Here is a 17037-nt window from a genome sequence, read left to right as displayed (position 1 = left end):
ATACCCATGAGCACTCCAACTTCCTCAGTAGCCGCCACCGCCTCCGCCGCGGATCAAAGCCTGCTGTACCCGTCGCCGTACAAAGAATTCTGGCAAGCGTTTTCCAAGAACAAAGGCGCCGTCGCCGGCCTGCTGTTCATGCTGCTGGTGATTTTCTGCGCCATCTTCGCCCCGTGGGTCGCGCCGCATAACCCGAGCGAGCAATACCGCGACTTCCTGCTGACCCCTCCGGCCTGGCTGGAAGGTGGGCAGATGCAGTTCCTGCTCGGGACCGATGAGCTGGGTCGTGACTTGCTGTCGCGCCTGATCCAGGGTTCGCGCCTGTCCTTGCTGATCGGCCTGTCGTCGGTAGTCATGTCGCTGATCCCGGGAATCCTGCTGGGTCTGTTTGCCGGGTTCTTCCCGCGCATGGTCGGCCCGACCATCATGCGTCTGATGGACATCATGCTGGCCCTGCCATCCCTGCTGCTGGCCGTGGCGATCGTCGCCATCCTCGGCCCTGGCCTGATCAACACCGTGATCGCCATCGCCGTGGTGTCCCTGCCGTCCTACGTTCGTCTGACCCGTGCTGCGGTGATGGGCGAACTGAACCGCGACTACGTGACCGCCGCGCGCCTGGCCGGTGCCGGCCTGCCGCGCCTGATGTTCGTGACCGTGCTGCCCAACTGCATGGCGCCACTGATCGTTCAGGCCACCCTGAGCTTCTCTTCGGCGATTCTCGATGCCGCCGCACTGGGCTTCCTCGGCCTTGGCGTACAACCGCCAACCCCTGAGTGGGGCACCATGCTGGCCTCGGCCCGCGACTACATCGAACGCGCCTGGTGGGTCGTGAGCCTGCCTGGCTTGACCATTTTGCTCAGCGTGCTGGCAATCAACTTGATGGGTGACGGCCTGCGCGATGCGCTGGACCCGAAACTCAAGAACGCCGCCTGAGGAGATTCCAATGTCACTGTTAGAAATCAAGAATCTCAACGTTCGCTTCGGCGACAAGAACGCCGTTCCCGTGGTCGATGGCCTCGATCTGAAAGTGGACAAGGGCGAAGTCCTGGCCATCGTTGGCGAATCGGGTTCCGGCAAGTCCGTGACCATGATGGCGCTGATGGGCCTGATCGAGCATCCGGGGATCGTCACCGCCGACGCCCTGAATTTCGATGGCAAGAACATGCTCAAGCTCAGCAACCGTCAGCGTCGGCAAATCGTCGGCAAAGACCTGGCCATGGTCTTCCAGGACCCGATGACCGCGCTGAACCCGAGCTATACCGTCGGCTTCCAGATCGAAGAAGTGCTGCGCCTGCACCTGAAAATGTCCGGCAAGGCCGCGCGCAAGCGTGCCATCGAACTGCTGGAAAAAGTTGAAATCCCGGGTGCCGCCAGCCGTATGGATGCCTACCCGCACCAACTGTCCGGCGGTATGAGCCAGCGGGTCGCCATCGCCATGGCCATTGCCGGCGAACCGAAACTGCTGATCGCCGACGAACCGACCACTGCCTTGGACGTCACGATTCAGGCGCAGATCATGGACCTGCTGCTGGCGTTGCAGAAAGAGCAGAACATGGGCCTGGTACTGATCACCCACGACCTCGCGGTCGTGGCCGAAACCGCCCAGCGCGTGTGCGTGATGTACGCCGGTCAAGCGGTCGAAGTCGGCCAGGTGCCCCAGTTGTTCGACATCCCGGCGCACCCGTACAGCGAAGCGCTGCTCAAGGCGATTCCGGAACACAGCCTGGGGGCCTCGCGCCTGTCGACCCTGCCGGGCATCGTGCCCGGTCGTTACGACCGCCCGCAGGGCTGCCTGCTGTCGCCGCGCTGCCCGTATGTGCAGGACAACTGCCGTGCGCAGCGTCCGACCCTTGACCCGAAAAGCAACAGCCTCGCCCGCTGCTTCTACCCGCTGAACCAGGAGGTGGCGTAATGGCCGTCGTTCTTACCGCCCGCGACCTGACCCGTCACTACGAAGTGTCCCGTGGCCTGTTCAAGGGTCACGCCACCGTTCGCGCCCTCAATGGTGTGTCGTTCGAGCTGGAAGCCGGCAAGACCCTCGCCGTCGTAGGCGAGTCCGGCTGCGGCAAATCCACCCTGGCCCGCGCCCTGACACTGATCGAAGAGCCATCCTCGGGTTCCTTGAAAATCGCCGGCCAGGAAGTGGCCGGTGCCGACAAGGCCCAGCGCAAGCAACTGCGCAAAGACGTGCAGATGGTGTTCCAGAGCCCGTACGCGTCGTTGAACCCACGGCAGAAAATCGGTGATCAACTGGCCGAACCGCTGCTGATCAACACCAACCTGTCGGCCACCGAACGTCGCGAGAAAGTTCAGGCGATGATGAAACAAGTGGGTTTGCGTCCCGAGCACTACCAGCGCTATCCGCACATGTTCTCCGGCGGTCAGCGCCAGCGGATTGCCCTCGCCCGCGCCATGATGCTGCAACCGAAAGTGCTGGTGGCGGACGAACCGACCTCGGCGCTGGACGTATCGATTCAGGCCCAGGTACTGAACCTGTTCATGGACCTGCAGCAAGAGTTCAACACCGCCTACGTGTTCATCTCACACAACCTGGCGGTGGTGCGGCACGTCGCCGATCACGTGATGGTGATGTACCTCGGTCGTCCGGTGGAAATGGGCCCGAAAGAAGACATCTACACCCGTCCTCTGCACCCCTACACCCAGGCGCTGTTGTCGGCGACGCCGACCATTCACCCGGATCCGGACAAGCCGAAGATCAAGATCGTCGGCGAACTGCCCAACCCGCTGAACCCGCCGCCCGGCTGCGCGTTCCACAAGCGTTGCCCGTACGCCACCGACCGTTGCAAAACCGAAGAGCCGGCCCTGCGTCTGCTCGACAGTCGTCAGGTGGCTTGCCACTACGCCGAGCAATTCCTCGACGGCGCGGCATAAAAACCGTGGGAGCCAACCTGCTGGCGATTGCGGTACACCAGTCAACAATTTCTGTTCACTGGCACCGCTATCGCCAGCAGGCTAGCTCCCACAGGGATTGTGTAGTTCCAGGTAGTCAAGCGTTAACCTGACCCCTGCTTCTTCGACTGCGCGTCAATCGAAGAAGCAGGGGTTTTCTTTTGTCTGCAATTTAAGACTGGCTATCGCCTTCTTCGTCGCCGGAATCCGGTTCGTCGGTGGTCGAGTCATCACCGTTATCCGCGCCGCCCTGGCCCTGATCACCCGGTTCGGATTCGGACTTGGCGAGCATCAATCCACTGTCTCCGCTCTGCCCGCTCATCGCCTGGGTAGCGTGGTTCTCACACTCGGCCCAGACCGCCACACTGCCGAGGGACAGCATCACGAAAACCTTCAACAGCAATACAACGCGTAGCAACCTGTTCATAACCGATTCCATCCTTTCGCAGGTGAAACTCAAGTGCCTGGCTGGCGCTGAGTAAAATCTAGTTCCGATCAGCCGGGTTCTCCAGACAGGACGCTATCGACTCGACGGAAATGCCATGGGCGTGGAGATTGGTTTGCGATAAGGGTTATGCCGAAAAAATCGAAACATTGCAGCACTCGGCACATTATTAAGGTCGTGATCTTCAATGCTCAGAAAAGGACCAAGGCCATGGATCTGTTTCAGATACTTCTGCAACGCGAACAACGTCTCCTGTCACAAGCAACGCGACGTAATTGCGAAGAGCTCTCCCACCTGCTCGCCGACGACTTCATCGAGTTCGGCGTCAGCGGTAACATCTGGAACAAGGCCGAAGTGGTCGAGCAGTTGCCCCAAGAGCACTTCACACAACGAACCATAAGCCAGTTTGCAGTCAAACCACTGTCAGAGCACACCGCGCTGGTGACTTACAATTGTCACGTCGAAACCCTTGACCAGCACCGCACCATCGACAGTTTGCGCAGTTCAATCTGGCGAAAGCAGGACGAGCAATGGCAGATGGTTTTCCATCAGGGAACACCGTTGTCACAGCGGTGACACCCGTTCCTTGTGGGAGCGAGCTTGCTCGCGATGGATGTTAACGATGATGCGCGCCTCCTGAAAAAACGCGGTGCAGCCGACACCATCGCGAGCAGGCTCGCTCCTACTGGAAATTGCAACAGGCAACAAAAAACCCCGAAGCTTTCGCAACGGGGTTTCGGGTGTTTCAACTCAGCGCTTAGTGATGCTCGCGCGTCGCGCGGAATTTCACGTCCGGCCAGCGCTCTTCCATCAGTGCCAGGTTGACCCGTGTAGGCGCCAGGTAGGTCAGGTGACCGCCGCCGTCCAGTGCCAGGTTTTCCACCGCCTTGTTGGAGAACTCCTCGAGCTTCTTCTTGTCACTGCACTCGACCCAACGCGCCGAGTAGACGGTGATCGGCTCGTAGGAACACTCGACCTTGTATTCCTCTTTCAGGCGGCTGGCGACCACGTCGAACTGCAGCACACCGACGGCGCCGAGAATGATGTCGTTGCTGCGCTCCGGGAAGAACACCTGGGTCGCGCCTTCTTCGGCCAGTTGCTGCAGGCCCTGGCGCAGTTGCTTGGATTTCAGCGGATCCTTGAGGCGTACGCGGCGGAACAGTTCCGGGGCGAAGTGCGGGATACCGGTGAAGCCCAGGGTTTCGCCTTCGCTGAAGGTGTCGCCGATCTGGATGGTGCCGTGGTTGTGCAAACCGATGATGTCGCCGGCGTAGGCTTCTTCCAGTTGCTCACGTTCGGAGGAGAAGAAGGTCAGCGCGTCGCCGATCCGCACGTCTTTGCCGGTACGCACGTGGCGCATCTTCATGCCTTTTTCGTACTTGCCGGAGCAGATACGCATGAAGGCGATGCGGTCACGGTGTTTCGGGTCCATGTTCGCCTGGATCTTGAAGATGAAGCCCGAGAACTTCTCTTCGATCGGTTCCACGGTGCGCTCGTTGGCCACACGTGCCAGCGGACGCGGCGCCCAGTCGACCACGGCGTCGAGTACATGGTCGACACCGAAGTTGCCCAGCGCCGTACCGAAGAACACCGGGGTCAGCTGACCGTCGAGGAATTCCTGCTGGTTGAACTCGTGGCAGGCGCCCTGCACCAGTTCCAGCTGCTCGATGAAGCGCTCGTACTCGTCACCCAGGTGGGCGCGGGCTTCGTCGGAATCGAGTTTCTCGATGATCTTGGTTTCGGTGCGTTCGTGGCCATGACCGGCGGTGTAGACGATGATGTAGTCATCGGCGAGGTGATACACGCCTTTGAAGTCGCGGTAGCAACCGATCGGCCAGGTGATAGGCGCAGCCTTGATCTTCAGGACCGCTTCGATTTCGTCGAGCAGTTCGATGGGGTCGCGGATGTCGCGGTCGAGTTTGTTGATGAAGCTGACAATCGGCGTGTCACGCAGACGGCAGACGTCCATCAGGGCGATGGTCCGTGGCTCTACACCCTTACCGCCATCGAGGACCATCAACGCCGAGTCGACCGCGGTCAGGGTGCGGTAGGTATCTTCGGAGAAGTCTTCGTGACCCGGGGTGTCGAGCAGGTTGATCATGTGCTCGCGATACGGGAACTGCATGACCGACGTGGTAATCGAGATACCCCGCTGCTTTTCCATTTCCATCCAGTCGGAGGTGGCATGGCGGTCGGATTTGCGAGATTTCACCGTGCCGGCTACCGCAATCGCCTTGCCCATCAGCAAGAGCTTCTCGGTGATGGTGGTTTTACCGGCATCGGGGTGGGAAATGATGGCAAACGTGCGTCTGGCGTTGACTTCATTGACAATTTTACTATCGGACATCGCTTAAAATCTCGATTGTGTACGCTGATATGTACACAGTTAAAAAAGTACCTTTGGCCGATTGCAAAGGCCAACACAGAGAACCGCGCATTGTACCAAATGGTGATGGGGAATGCCCGAGACAGCAGTCAATCGGGCGCGACGCCCCCCTCACGCCTGCCAGTAGCAAGCGCTGAGCCGCTCGGAATGCTGCCGGTAATGAGAGTGGACAGCATGATGGCAAATAGGTAGCGTCCAAGAAACGTCTGTAGCGGCACCGTACAAAGAAACTACAGACACTCTAATGCTGATTGCCCAAAAGGATAATTGTAGCGATGTACTATCATGTGATTGTGAAACCAAAGTCGGACCAATATTATGGCGAATACAAAACCGACCTTACTAAGGAACAGTTAATATCACGATTTGTTGAGCCTTATGAGCAAGGCTCGCCAATCATCATTAATGGAAAAACTGTACAACCAGACGATCTAGAAAGAATAAAAATCTCCGAAAGCGAGAAAACAATTGAGTCCTTTATCGCCCAGGTTAAATTTGATGACCAACAATCTTCTGTAGCATTCATTGGTGGCCCGTCCTATACGTACCAGGCAATCGGTCGCGCCAAAGATGTAACGGATGATTTCATTGAAGGTGCAGTTGGTTACAAAAAGACATTGAAGAAAGAAGCCACGTCAAAATCATCTAAAAACACCGGCAATCAGAAGAAGATTTTTATTGTGCATGGCCACGATGAAAGTGCTCAAAACAAAGCCGCCAGATTTATTGAAAAACTCGGGTTCGAAGCAGTCATTCTACATGAGAAGGCTAGCTCTGGACGGACTATTATTGAAAAAATAGAACACTACTCTGACGTAGGTTTTGCCGTAGTTCTTTACACCCCCGACGATGTGGGAAACGTAAAATCAGCAGCTGACAATCTAAATCTACGCGCCCGCCAGAACGTAGTGTTTGAGCACGGATATCTGATCGGAAAACTGGGACGGCAAAACGTGGCCGCACTTGTCGATGGTAAGCTGGAGCTTCCCAACGACATAAGCGGTGTCGTCTATATAAGCCTGGATGAGGCTTCAGCATGGCATTTGCAGCTTGCCAAGGAAATGAAACAGTCTGGGTATGACATCGACATGAATAAACTTATTTGACGTTTCTCTCTCTTGAAGGAATATTTTATGAGCCCTGAAATTTTAGAGTGGATCTCAAAGCAAGCTCCCGGCTTTGGCCAATTATCGTTAGAGGAACGCGACGCTATAGCCGACTTCTCTCTAATCTGGAGTTTTTTTGAGGGCACCAGATTGAATGGCTTCGGAAACATGACCACAATAAGGGCGCTTGCCGAAAGCCTTGAGATGCAGGGCGCTATCGAAAAATGCAATACAAATGCATATCTTCATTATTTAAAGCAGCGCTACATCGAAAACGGACAACTTAACTATAGATTTAATAATCTGCATATTGAACTCAGCAACAACCCGCCGGAAATCATTGCAGCACTACAAGATGATAGCGCCGATGAAAAAACAATATTGATAGGCTGCTTAGGTGTAGTATTCAGACTGAGGAATAATTTATTCCATGGCGCGAAATGGCATTACGAATTGCGCGAGCAAGAACAAAATTTCAGGAACGCAACATCATTCTTACTGAGATGCATGTAGAAAAATAAAACCGGCCACTCAAGATCTTTACCATCACACCTATTAAGCGGAGACACTAGATATGTCTGTCGATTACTTTGGAAAATACTTCAACGACGAGGGATTCGACTTCACGCGTCTTTTGAATGATGATTTCTTCCAGCCTGTACGAATTCTTTTCAACGCAAAGCATTACGTCTCTGCTTCGAAATTGCTGGTGGTGGCTATAGACTCAATAAGCTACATAGAATACGGCAACATTAAAGAGAACACTTTCATAAAATGGCTAAAAGAGTTTTCAGAAATAAAAACTCTTGGCATTACTGCGGAGGAGTTATGGGAGCACAGAAACTCGCTCCTTCACATGAGCAGTTTGAGTTCCAGAAAAGTAGTTGACGGTAAAGAAAGGGCCTTAGTTGCCTACATCGGCGAAATGCATCCAGATGTAAAATTGGATCAAGAGAAAACAGGCTACTACAATCTTTATTCATTAATTCAAGTGGTAGGTAGTGCCTGTGGGAAGTGGTGCTTAACATACGACGAGCAGCGCGAAAAAATAGATTCCTTCGTCGAGCGCTATGATCTGATTGCCTCAGACGCCCGGATGCAATGGATACATTACGACGCCAAATAAAATAACACGTTAACAAGTCACCGCTCTCGATCAGGCTCATGACCCTCGCGGTGAGGTGGTGGCGTTAGCGGTCGAGATCTCTCCGGCCCATCTCCTTCGCGCTGCTCCCGTCTATCCTTGCGGAATACAGCGGTAGCCCGCTCAAACGCCGCCATAAGATCGGGAACTTCTCTTTTTGGTTCTCGCTTTGCCTTCTCAAAAGCCGCGAGCACATCAGGGGCGGCTTTTTCGTTTTGCGCAAGATCAACATCAACGATTTCAACCAATGACGGCATAACACCATCCTCGCCACGAGCTCTGACACGCTGATCGCGCTTGTTATCCCGCATGAATGCGGCCAGCTCTCGTCTATCCACTTTTTCAAGGGATGCTGCCTTGCGTTCAATGCCGAATGCCTGAAGCTTGAGGCGGAAATCCAGAATCTTGGCATCCTGTGTTTGGCGAGCTTTCAGCTGAGCCTGCTGTTCGAGATGAGCGCGAACGCGTTTGGCATCTTGATAGTGGTGCAATTTCTGGCGCAAGAAATTGACACCGCTGACCCGGCCCAAGAACTCAGACAAGCCCGTGGGGCGGTTTTGATACCGCTCCCGGCGAACGGCTTTCATCATGGCAAGGTGGCCTGTACGCAGATTGTCCCGCTCTGCCCGGTGCTTTTCCTGCTGCGCAAGACGCAGGCAATGCTGGCGGTGCTTGAGTGCTTCTCGCTCGTGCTCTATCGCGCGCCGCCGCTCCATCTGGCCGTGCTTCAGTTCGGCGAGCCGGTCGGCGTAGTTATCTTCCTTAACGGCTCGCTCGATCAGCTTGCGGTGCGCCGCAACAAGCTTCTCAGCCTCCTGAACGGTCGGCAGTGATTCACACGGGAACTCCTTCTCAAGAAACTCACGGATGTCCTTTGTACGGATGGACTTATCATCAATGAGCTTTGGCAGCGCGTTCACGTTGCCGTAAAGATCGACGAGAACATAGGGACGGTTTCCGGTAGCCAGCATGTAGCCCCGTTCGGCGAGCGCATGCACGAACGAGCGGGCGTCGTCACTCTGTTGCCAGGCCTCCGTAACCTGCTGCTTATGGTCTTCTTTGGAGAGCCCGGTCTGCCGTAATTGCGCCTGCTCGTAAAGGGAGATCTGCCCGACCTTCCTGGATTTTTCATACCCTTCGGGAAGCGTCAGACCGTGATCACGGGCGAAACCCCGCGTCACCCGCATCAGCTTGTCCCGGTCAAAAGCCAGATGGACAGCTTTCTGATTATCAGCATCAATCCGTGACCAGACCACATGGCAGTGCTCACGACCATCCTTGATATGGAACACCACCGCGCGGGGTTGATCGCCTAACCCCAGGACATCCTCGGTACGCCGGATATAGTCCAGGTACTGATCGCGCGTCAACGGCCCCTGCGCGGGATCAGGATTGATCGACAGGCTGTAGAGATACTTCTCGCACCGGGTCAACGTATCGGCCTGCACCTGCCACTCTTTGAAAGCACCGTGCAGATCCCCGGCAATGGCTCCTCGCAGATCAGCCACCTCTGCCAGCTCGTTGTCGTAGGCATTTAGAAGGTGAGTGGCGAGGTCTTGGCCACTTCCCCGCTGCGACGCGAAAGGGATCATGGGTCCCTCCCCAAGGCCAGCATCAGATAGCTCCTGATTTCAGCGAGCTCATCCCGGCACTCCTGGAAAATCAGGCTGGGATCGCTATCAGTGGACGAGCGGCCAGCTTGCTCCAGCCGGTCGTTAATGCGGGCTGCTTGCGACAGCAGCATGGCAATCATCTTTTGATCCAGCGGCGAAACGCGTTTAGACCGGGGAGCGGCCCTGCCGAAAATAGCCTCGGTGATATAGCCGTTAATGGACTGACCTGAGTTCTGCACCCGCGCGTGAAACTCATCGCGCAACCTTTCGGGTGGGCGGTAAGAGATCGGCGCATCGCGTTTTTTCTTTGATCTGGTCATGCCGCCAACATAGCTGCTCCTAAAAAGCCGTCGCCTCCTGGTTTCCTCTCGTCTTCAGCACCGCGCAGTGGTCGATGGAATTCCAAAGGGAGAGCTGACATCTCTCTTTGGTCGGCACCGGGCCGAAACCCGGTCGTGGTTCAGGGCGCGAAAGTCCTGATCAAGGGTCGCAAGGGGCTACGAAGTGCCCCTTACTCGATGGGTTCAGGGAGAGCCGAAGTCTCCCTGATCGTGTGCAACGGCGAAACGTTGCGTCTAATCCCTTAGCAAAAATGTTCCCTAGAACATTTGCGCTTAGGGATTCCGAGGGGGGATCGCGGGGGACTGGAAGTCCCCACGCAAGGTGGGCGTGGTACTACCACGCACACCTTGTGCTCACTTCGTTCGCAACTGGCCCTTGAGTCCAGTTTAAGGCTGGGGGTATGAAGATTTTCTAAAAGAAACGACGACTGCTGATGCAGTTTCCAAATTTCTTTTGCGCTCTTCATTGCCTGATAGCATTTGTTTTTGTGGATGTGAATATAAAAATCAGAGGAGCCCGCATGACTGCATTGCGGCAATCGAAAATGCATGCAGGAGATTTATGCAGATCATGACGGATTCATATGGATTGAAAAAAAGGCGGACCTTGCGGCCCGCCTTTTCTTCAATCAGCGATGGCTATTCGCCTGACTGGTCGGTGCTTTCGATTTCGTAAAGCATGAAGTCGGAGACGACCTGCGTACCGGCTAACTTTATGTAGAACGATCCATCAGCATTTTTCCAGGCGACGCCGATGCGTTCGTACACGGCATTTTCGCCTGAGCCTTTGCGCACCTTCGCGACGAAGCCGGGTTTCTTGGATTCAGTTGCGGTTGTTTTGGTATTCATGTTGAGTCTCCTTTTTCGCTTGAGGCTGGGTTATTCCAGCGACGGAGCCCCCAGCAGCCAGCGAGCGACGACGTGTCATGGGCAACACGGGCCTGCACAGGGCGATAGCCCGAACAGGTGCAGGCTTGGTGCGGGCCGCCCATTGATACGCCGCCAGGGCATCGGCGAACGATGGCTAGAGGGTAAAGGCTAATAGCTGGGATAAAGACAGCCCCAGAAAAGGGAGTATCTGGATACCGCACTCGCATGCCGAATGAGCCAGAAGACGCAAATGAAGGAGCTTTCAGGCGATCGAATCCAACTCGACGAATAACCGAAGAAAACGGGTTCCACTGATCGGTCCGGACGCCCGCTCTATGATTACGCGCGGCACTTGAATCGTCGGCTAACAATGCGATCAACTACGCTCGATGGAATTTTGTATTTAGGCACGGACCAATATGAGTTAAAAACAGAGACAAAAAGCCGAAAGCACAAATGAACTGAATTTCAATCATCACCTTTGAATATTAGTTTTTATGGGTCAAATGCTAAACTTAACTACGCTACGGCATCTGAAGCAGACCAATACAGCAGCGGTAAACTTCACTGTATTTGCGCTGCAGATACGACTTCTAAAATACGGCATATTTAGACACTTTCCAGGCAAACTTATCTAACGCATCTCGACAATCGCACAAATCGAGTTATAGTTGAGATCTTTCTCAGCTAAGGGCCATTTTAAAAATGGATTATTTCGCTGCTTTGAAGAGCTTTGTCCGTGCAGCAGAGCTAAAAAGTTTCACTCGTGTCGCTCTGGACTTATCCATTCAGACGTCTACGGCATCCCGGCACATTTCAGATCTTGAGACTGATCTGCGGATCGCCCTCTTCAATCGCACGACACGCGGCTTGTCATTGACTGAAGGTGGGACCGTATTTTACGAAAAAGCATCTCAGCTACTACTCCAGTTAGACGAGGCGCGGGAGGCTGCGTCCTCCCTGAATCGAAATCCTGCGGGAGTATTGAGAGTGACGTTACCAGGCGCATTTGGTCGCCGACATATTATGCCATGGATTAATGAATTTTTAGCAAAGTATCCCGATATTGAGATAGAGGCTATTTTTACAGATGAAACTCTAAACCTAATCGAGTCCCGTATTGATCTAGGAATACGTATAGGCTCTTTAAAAGACTCGTCCTTGATTGCGCGACGCTTGGCACCCCAACAGAGAATTGCATGTGCAAGCCGAGACTATATTAAGTCTCATGGAGCCCCTTCAAAACCATCAGAACTTAACACTCACTCGTGCCTTGCATTTTCGCGAACGCCAGATAAATGCTGGTACGCTGAAAGAAAAACTTTGAAAAATCTCCACCCCGTCGGTAAAGACGTTGCAGATTGTTTGGTTGAAGAGACTACAGATTCGTCCAATGCACAAATCGAAGCATTAGAGCAGATTACTATCAGCGGTGCTTTCGCCGCTAATGATAGCGAAGCGTTATTAGAGGCAACACTAGGAGGACTAGGAATTGCTCTACTTCCCTCTTGGCTCATCCAGGCTCAATTGTCCGCAGGCAGGCTTATTGACGTGCTCCCCGATTGGGACATGCGGATTACAGCTGAAGCCCCTTCTATATGGGCGGTATATCCGTATAAAAAAACCGTCTCGAGCAAAGTCCGAACCTTCGTTGATTTTCTTATAGAAAAAATTGGCAATCCTCCATATTGGGATACAAATACTCCAAGACAGTGAAAAAAGTGGAAAAAAGTACGCCGCTAATACGGCGCACTATTAACAATTGCTTATTCAGCGAAGCGGATATCTAAAGCGCGAAGATAAGTCTGGAGTCCAGCATCCTGAATTGGGATAAGCCGTGCACTTTCCTTCGACTCATTGAAATGAGCATGCCAGTAACCCGGCGGCGTAATAAATGCCATACCGGCTTCCCAATCCACCCTAGTGGGATTAGCAATATTTCCTTCTTTGTCCAGAGTAGTACCCACAAGCGAATAACATCCTTTAGGGCAATCCACGATAAAGTCCAACGCTATTGATTGATGACGATGGGGCTTTTGAATAGAATTTCCGGGGAGCAAGCCAAACATAGCCCACAAGACATGAGTGACAGTCCTAGTCTGGTCAAAGTGCTCATTACCTAAGAGCACAGATACACGACTACGTTTATGCGCGCTTGGATCTTTTGAAACTTTTAACAATTCTTCTGCCGCGCGGTCTGCCGGATAAAATGTTGGAGAAAATCGCGGTTCTACAGCACTAACCCCAAGGTAGGTCATCAGTGGGGCATCGGTAACGTAGTACAGAGTAACTGTACTTTCCGCTGTCAAAATCGCTGACAACCCGCCAGGCAGCGTAAAAAACGCTCCCTCTGAAAAAGGAATATGATGCGCCCCTTGGATCGCAACACCTGCCCCGCTAATCACATAGAACACCTGTGAGGTGACAACTGGATCGATCACCAACTCCTCACCACTTACGATACGAACAAAACTGGCGAGCAAGCCGGGCCCTGTTGCCGGCGCAGCACAGTTTAGCTCCGCTGAAACATCCAATGGTATGACACGAGTCGGACCTTCTTCATATAACGACGCCGGGAACGTCTTGAAAGGCACTCTCGAAATTAACTGCGCAGCGATGGGATTAGCCGAAGTAGAGTATTCAAAGTACCGTGCATCTTCAGTAATGCCATAGTCATCCACAACGGGAACAGCTATATCTTTCAGCATATATTACTCCTTGAAAATTTCCTTAGCCCTCAAGCAGAACGCCAAGGCACGCCCACACTATAAAGCGACAAAAATGCATTCCCCTACCGGATCTATGCAAAACACTATTCAAAAAAATGCGCTTGTAGTGAAACTCAAGGCGTTAGCTCAAGCGTGCGGCATCTTTTTTTGAGGCGAAGTTTCATGACAGGGAGCCGACGCCTTGCGGCGCGGACTCACCCCCTTCAAGAGGAGGATTTAAGACTGATATTCATTTCGGAACGAAGGACTCCAGCAAAACCTGATGTTCTGCCTCCAAAAGCCGCTGTTGTAGGGCTTGCTCACTCTTCTAATTCCGGGGGGGGGGGGACAAAGATCGCTGCGGACTGATCGCATACCGTGAAACTGGCCCTGCGCTGAGCGTCTCATGAAAAAATATTCACTCGCTCCATTTATCAGAACGATCCTGCTTGGTTACCCTAGTCCAATACCAAAGCACCTAAGATTCACGACGGTGAATAATCTAATCACGGGGTTATTGTCCAATCGTGGGCGAGTGAAGGTCGCGACCGAATTGAATGCGCAGTACTCATCGGGGCCCCTGGCTGCTCATTAAGCCGCGTTGGAGGCGTAGTACGCCGCAAGGATCTATGTCTTTTGCTAAAAATTCGCGCGTTTTACAGAGTATATCGATAGTTCCCAAACAACCCCGAATCATATTTTAAAGGGGATGGGGCCTCTCCCAGTAATCCGGAGAGTTATATAAAGTTTTAAGATACTCGACAAAAAGACGTACTTTGGCTGGTAAATAGCGCTGTTGGGGGTAGACCGCCTGAATATTGTAATTGGGCAAAGCAAACTCATCCAGTACTGTAACCAGTTCACCTCGCTTAAGCTCTCCTTGGATTTCCCACGTTGAGCGCCAACCAATACCGAGCCCCTGACGTATCCAGGCGAAAAGTAATTCACCATCATTGCAAGCAACGTTACCGCTGACTTTCATCGCGATCTGTCGGCCATCGCGCAAGAACGTCCAGCCCCGTTGCTGGCCACCCTGCAAATTGAAAGCCAGGCAATTGTGGTGTGCCAAATCCTCTAGCGTTTGCGGTGCACCATGCTTAGCAAAATAATCTGGCGTCCCGCAAACCACCCTCCAATTGGGGAAGAGCTTGATCGCCACGTAGTTTGGGTCAGTGACTTCTCCGATACGGATGCTCATATCGTACCCCTCGCTGACCAGGTCAATCACGCTGTCCGTAAAGTTAAAGGATAACTGGAGATCTGGAAAACGCTGCTGGAAGGCATAGACATGAGGGGCAATATGATGTCGTCCAAAAGCAGCCGGAGCGGACACCACTAAGTGGCCGCTGACTGTAGTGCTACTGTTGCTGACGCCTGATTCGACCTCGTCAAATTCGCGCATCAAATGCTTGGCCCCTTCCAGTAACTGCTCTCCCGCCTCGGTCAACTTCAAGCCTCGCGTGGAGCGATGCATCAACTTGACACCCAAGCGCTTTTCGAGCGCATCGAGTCGTCGACCAAGGATCGCCGGAGTCACCCCCTCATTCAGTGCAGCGGCGGCAAAGCTGCCCTTATGGGCGACCTGAATAAAACTGTGTAGCTCGACATAACGACCCATCGATACCTCATGTATCGGCAGAAACCGATTTTTGGCTATTCACGCCAATAATAACCTGCTCCATGCTGAGATCCGCTAATAAAAATATCGACCAGCCTGAAGGAGGCAATAATGGCCAGAATGAGAGCAATCGAGGCAGCAGTATTGGTGATGCGTCGTGAAGGCGTCGACACCGCTTTCGGCATCCCCGGCGCAGCCATCAATCCATTGTATGCCGCACTGAAAAAACTCGGCGGTGTTGACCACGTTTTGGCACGTCATGTGGAAGGTGCCTCCCACATGGCTGAAGGTTACACACGTACCAATGCCGGCAATATCGGCGTTTGCATCGGAACATCTGGCCCTGCCGGTACCGACATGGTCACCGGCTTGTACTCAGCATCCGCCGACTCCATTCCTATCCTCTGCATCACCGGTCAAGCCCCACGTGCGCGCATGCATAAGGAAGACTTTCAGGCAGTCGATATCACCAGTATCGTCAAACCCGTAACTAAGTGGGCAACCACCGTAATGGAACCCGGCCAGGTACCTTATGCCTTTCAGAAAGCGTTCTATGAGATGCGTTCTGGTCGACCAGGCCCCGTACTGATCGATCTGCCATTTGACGTACAGATGGCAGAGATCGAGTTTGATATTGATGCCTATGAACCACTGCCATTGGCGCGCCCCTTTGCTACTCGAGGGCAGGCTGAGAAGGCGCTGGCGATGCTTAACGACGCCGAGCGCCCACTAATCGTTTCTGGTGGTGGCGTAATAAATGCTGACGCCAGTGCCAAGCTTGTCGAGTTTGCCGAGCTAACCGGAGTGCCCGTGGTTCCAACCCTGATGGGCTGGGGAACAATTCCGGACGATCATAAGTTGATGGTGGGTATGGTCGGCTTGCAGACCTCGCATCGCTACGGCAACGCCACCTTACTCGCGTCCGATTTGGTATTCGGTATCGGAAATCGCTGGGCCAACCGCCACACTGGCTCGGTCGAGGTGTATACCGAAGGTCGACGATTCATTCACGTCGACATCGAACCAACCCAGATTGGCCGAGTGTTCACCCCAGACTTAGGCATCGTTTCAGATGCCGGTGCCGCTCTGGATATGTTCTTGACCGTGGCTCGTGAGTGGAAGGCCGCTGGCAAGCTGAAAGACCGTAGCGCTTGGGTGGATGCTTGCCGCGAGCGCAAGCGTACTCTCCAACGTAAGACGCATTTTGAAAACGTGCCGATCAAGCCTCAGCGTGTTTACGAAGAAATGAATGAGTTCTTCGGTAAAGACACCTGCTACGTCAGCACCATCGGCTTGTCACAGATTGCTGGCGCGCAGTTTCTTCACGTCTACAAGCCACGGCATTGGATCAATTGTGGCCAAGCTGGCCCGTTAGGCTGGACTATTCCTGCAGCATTGGGTGTGGTCAAAGCAGATCCAAGTCGCCAAGTCGTCGCATTGTCTGGCGACTATGATTTCCAGTTCATGATCGAAGAATTAGCCGTCGGTGCGCAGTTTAATTTGCCATATATCCATGTGTTGGTGAACAACTCTTATCTGGGATTGATCCGCCAAGCACAGCGTAACTTTGACATCGATTTCTGTGTCCAGTTGTCGTTCGACAACATCAACGCTCCGGAGCTGAATGGCTACGGCGTCGACCATGTGGCTGTAGTCGAAGGGCTCGGATGCAAAGCGATTCGTGTACGCGATCCAAATGACTTGCAGGCCGCCTTTGCTCACGCCAAAGAATTAATGCAGCAACATCGCGTGCCCGTGGTTGTAGAAATCATCCTTGAGCGCGTGACCAACATTTCCATGGGAACCGAGATCAATAACATCAACGAGTTCGAGGAATTGGCTCTGAGCGGTGCCGATGCACCTACCTCTATCTTGCCATTGGATTAATCTTTCCTT

Annotated in this window: 16 protein-coding genes; 9 read left to right on the top strand and 7 right to left on the bottom strand. The window is 53.5% G+C overall.

The annotated features are described in order from the left end of the window. The first annotated feature begins 6 nt into the window (after positions 1-6). From ACX3YD_RS20280 to ACX3YD_RS20270, 3 genes are read left to right on the top strand one after another with little or no spacing between them, the layout of a single operon-like run. Entirely contained in the window at positions 7-933 is a 927-nt protein-coding gene (locus ACX3YD_RS20280) for an ABC transporter permease subunit (protein ID WP_103404006.1), read from the top strand. 10 nt (positions 934-943) lie between these two features. Continuing rightward, positions 944-1912, top strand: coding sequence for an ABC transporter ATP-binding protein (locus ACX3YD_RS20275; protein WP_047537600.1), 969 nt, complete (start codon positions 944-946; stop codon positions 1910-1912). Further along, positions 1912-2892 (top strand): peptide ABC transporter ATP-binding protein, encoded by a 981-nt coding sequence (locus ACX3YD_RS20270; protein ID WP_047537597.1) that lies wholly within the window; start codon positions 1912-1914, stop codon positions 2890-2892. The genes ACX3YD_RS20275 and ACX3YD_RS20270 overlap by 1 nt, the downstream gene beginning before the upstream one ends. 190 nt (positions 2893-3082) lie before the next feature. Here the strand turns inward: ACX3YD_RS20270 and ACX3YD_RS20265 are convergent, their stop codons facing one another. Beyond that, entirely contained in the window at positions 3083-3337 is a 255-nt protein-coding gene (locus ACX3YD_RS20265) for a hypothetical protein (RefSeq protein ID WP_458960843.1), read from the bottom strand. 228 nt (positions 3338-3565) lie between these two features. On the opposite strand from ACX3YD_RS20265, the gene ACX3YD_RS20260 reads away from it, so the two are divergent. Further along, the gene (locus tag ACX3YD_RS20260) at positions 3566-3931 is read left to right on the top strand and encodes a nuclear transport factor 2 family protein (protein WP_458960842.1); all 366 of its coding nucleotides are present in this window, start codon (positions 3566-3568) and stop codon (positions 3929-3931) included. A 181-nt stretch (positions 3932-4112) separates the two neighbouring features. On the opposite strand, the gene ACX3YD_RS20255 is transcribed toward ACX3YD_RS20260, so the two are convergent. Beyond that, positions 4113-5702 carry a peptide chain release factor 3 gene (locus ACX3YD_RS20255; RefSeq protein WP_458946105.1) on the bottom strand — a complete coding sequence of 530 codons (1590 nt, stop codon included), beginning with the start codon at positions 5700-5702 and terminating at the stop codon, positions 4113-4115. 314 nt (positions 5703-6016) lie between these two features. On the opposite strand from ACX3YD_RS20255, the gene ACX3YD_RS20250 reads away from it, so the two are divergent. The 3 genes from ACX3YD_RS20250 (at position 6017) to ACX3YD_RS20240 (ending at position 7973) form a co-directional block, all read left to right on the top strand. Next, the gene (locus ACX3YD_RS20250) at positions 6017-6847 is read left to right on the top strand and encodes a TIR domain-containing protein (protein WP_057004223.1); all 831 of its coding nucleotides are present in this window, start codon (positions 6017-6019) and stop codon (positions 6845-6847) included. Between the two features lie 27 nt (positions 6848-6874). Then, positions 6875-7360: a hypothetical protein gene (locus tag ACX3YD_RS20245; protein WP_057004222.1), complete on the top strand. Its 486-nt coding sequence runs from the start codon at positions 6875-6877 to the stop codon at positions 7358-7360. 61 nt (positions 7361-7421) lie between these two features. Further along, positions 7422-7973: a hypothetical protein gene (locus tag ACX3YD_RS20240; protein ID WP_057004221.1), complete on the top strand. Its 552-nt coding sequence runs from the start codon at positions 7422-7424 to the stop codon at positions 7971-7973. 17 nt (positions 7974-7990) lie between these two features. On the opposite strand, the gene ACX3YD_RS20235 is transcribed toward ACX3YD_RS20240, so the two are convergent. The 3 genes from ACX3YD_RS20235 to ACX3YD_RS20225 all read right to left on the bottom strand — a co-directional run bounded on the left by ACX3YD_RS20235 (position 7991) and on the right by ACX3YD_RS20225 (position 10794). Next, complete coding sequence (locus ACX3YD_RS20235) at positions 7991-9583, bottom strand: relaxase/mobilization nuclease domain-containing protein (protein ID WP_057004220.1); 1593 nt, start codon at positions 9581-9583, stop codon at positions 7991-7993. Continuing rightward, a complete protein-coding gene (locus ACX3YD_RS20230; protein WP_225441876.1) occupies positions 9580-9924 on the bottom strand; it encodes a hypothetical protein in 345 nt (114 codons plus the stop codon). The genes ACX3YD_RS20235 and ACX3YD_RS20230 overlap by 4 nt, the downstream gene beginning before the upstream one ends. A 660-nt stretch (positions 9925-10584) precedes the next feature. Next, positions 10585-10794 (bottom strand): hypothetical protein, encoded by a 210-nt coding sequence (locus ACX3YD_RS20225; protein WP_057005186.1) that lies wholly within the window; start codon positions 10792-10794, stop codon positions 10585-10587. A 726-nt stretch (positions 10795-11520) separates the two neighbouring features. Between ACX3YD_RS20225 and ACX3YD_RS20220 the strand changes: the two genes are divergently transcribed. After that, entirely contained in the window at positions 11521-12531 is a 1011-nt protein-coding gene (locus tag ACX3YD_RS20220; RefSeq protein WP_082643874.1) for a LysR family transcriptional regulator, read from the top strand. A 50-nt stretch (positions 12532-12581) separates the two neighbouring features. On the opposite strand, the gene ACX3YD_RS20215 is transcribed toward ACX3YD_RS20220, so the two are convergent. Together ACX3YD_RS20215 and ACX3YD_RS20210 are read right to left on the bottom strand one after the other, a co-directional pair. After that, the gene (locus tag ACX3YD_RS20215; protein WP_082643873.1) at positions 12582-13523 is read right to left on the bottom strand and encodes a cupin domain-containing protein; all 942 of its coding nucleotides are present in this window, start codon (positions 13521-13523) and stop codon (positions 12582-12584) included. 700 nt (positions 13524-14223) lie between these two features. Beyond that, the gene (locus ACX3YD_RS20210; RefSeq protein ID WP_057005185.1) at positions 14224-15141 is read right to left on the bottom strand and encodes a LysR family transcriptional regulator; all 918 of its coding nucleotides are present in this window, start codon (positions 15139-15141) and stop codon (positions 14224-14226) included. Between the two features lie 111 nt (positions 15142-15252). On the opposite strand from ACX3YD_RS20210, the gene gcl reads away from it, so the two are divergent. Beyond that, positions 15253-17028: a glyoxylate carboligase gene (gene gcl / locus ACX3YD_RS20205; protein ID WP_057005184.1), complete on the top strand. Its 1776-nt coding sequence runs from the start codon at positions 15253-15255 to the stop codon at positions 17026-17028. Positions 17029-17037: the final 9 nt, after the last annotated feature.

The organism is Pseudomonas fluorescens group sp. PF-1 (assembly GCF_054481335.1).
The sequence above is the reverse complement of the archived record's forward strand: the minus strand, read 5'-3'. Positions and strand labels throughout refer to the sequence as shown.

What these genes read in the sequence shown, in the direction of transcription:
- ACX3YD_RS20280 (WP_103404006.1), top strand. Translation starts at nt 7, where the DNA reads ATGAGCACTCCAACTTCCTCAGTAGCCGCCACCGCCTCCGCCGCGGAT.
- ACX3YD_RS20275 (WP_047537600.1), top strand. Translation starts at nt 944, where the DNA reads ATGTCACTGTTAGAAATCAAGAATCTCAACGTTCGCTTCGGCGACAAG.
- ACX3YD_RS20270 (WP_047537597.1), top strand. Translation starts at nt 1,912, where the DNA reads ATGGCCGTCGTTCTTACCGCCCGCGACCTGACCCGTCACTACGAAGTG.
- ACX3YD_RS20265 (WP_458960843.1), bottom strand. Translation starts at nt 3,337, where the DNA reads ATGAACAGGTTGCTACGCGTTGTATTGCTGTTGAAGGTTTTCGTGATG.
- ACX3YD_RS20260 (WP_458960842.1), top strand. Translation starts at nt 3,566, where the DNA reads ATGGATCTGTTTCAGATACTTCTGCAACGCGAACAACGTCTCCTGTCA.
- ACX3YD_RS20255 (WP_458946105.1), bottom strand. Translation starts at nt 5,702, where the DNA reads ATGTCCGATAGTAAAATTGTCAATGAAGTCAACGCCAGACGCACGTTT.
- ACX3YD_RS20250 (WP_057004223.1), top strand. Translation starts at nt 6,017, where the DNA reads ATGTACTATCATGTGATTGTGAAACCAAAGTCGGACCAATATTATGGC.
- ACX3YD_RS20245 (WP_057004222.1), top strand. Translation starts at nt 6,875, where the DNA reads ATGAGCCCTGAAATTTTAGAGTGGATCTCAAAGCAAGCTCCCGGCTTT.
- ACX3YD_RS20240 (WP_057004221.1), top strand. Translation starts at nt 7,422, where the DNA reads ATGTCTGTCGATTACTTTGGAAAATACTTCAACGACGAGGGATTCGAC.
- ACX3YD_RS20235 (WP_057004220.1), bottom strand. Translation starts at nt 9,583, where the DNA reads ATGATCCCTTTCGCGTCGCAGCGGGGAAGTGGCCAAGACCTCGCCACT.
- ACX3YD_RS20230 (WP_225441876.1), bottom strand. Translation starts at nt 9,924, where the DNA reads ATGACCAGATCAAAGAAAAAACGCGATGCGCCGATCTCTTACCGCCCA.
- ACX3YD_RS20225 (WP_057005186.1), bottom strand. Translation starts at nt 10,794, where the DNA reads ATGAATACCAAAACAACCGCAACTGAATCCAAGAAACCCGGCTTCGTC.
- ACX3YD_RS20220 (WP_082643874.1), top strand. Translation starts at nt 11,521, where the DNA reads ATGGATTATTTCGCTGCTTTGAAGAGCTTTGTCCGTGCAGCAGAGCTA.
- ACX3YD_RS20215 (WP_082643873.1), bottom strand. Translation starts at nt 13,523, where the DNA reads ATGCTGAAAGATATAGCTGTTCCCGTTGTGGATGACTATGGCATTACT.
- ACX3YD_RS20210 (WP_057005185.1), bottom strand. Translation starts at nt 15,141, where the DNA reads ATGGGTCGTTATGTCGAGCTACACAGTTTTATTCAGGTCGCCCATAAG.
- gcl (WP_057005184.1), top strand. Translation starts at nt 15,253, where the DNA reads ATGGCCAGAATGAGAGCAATCGAGGCAGCAGTATTGGTGATGCGTCGT.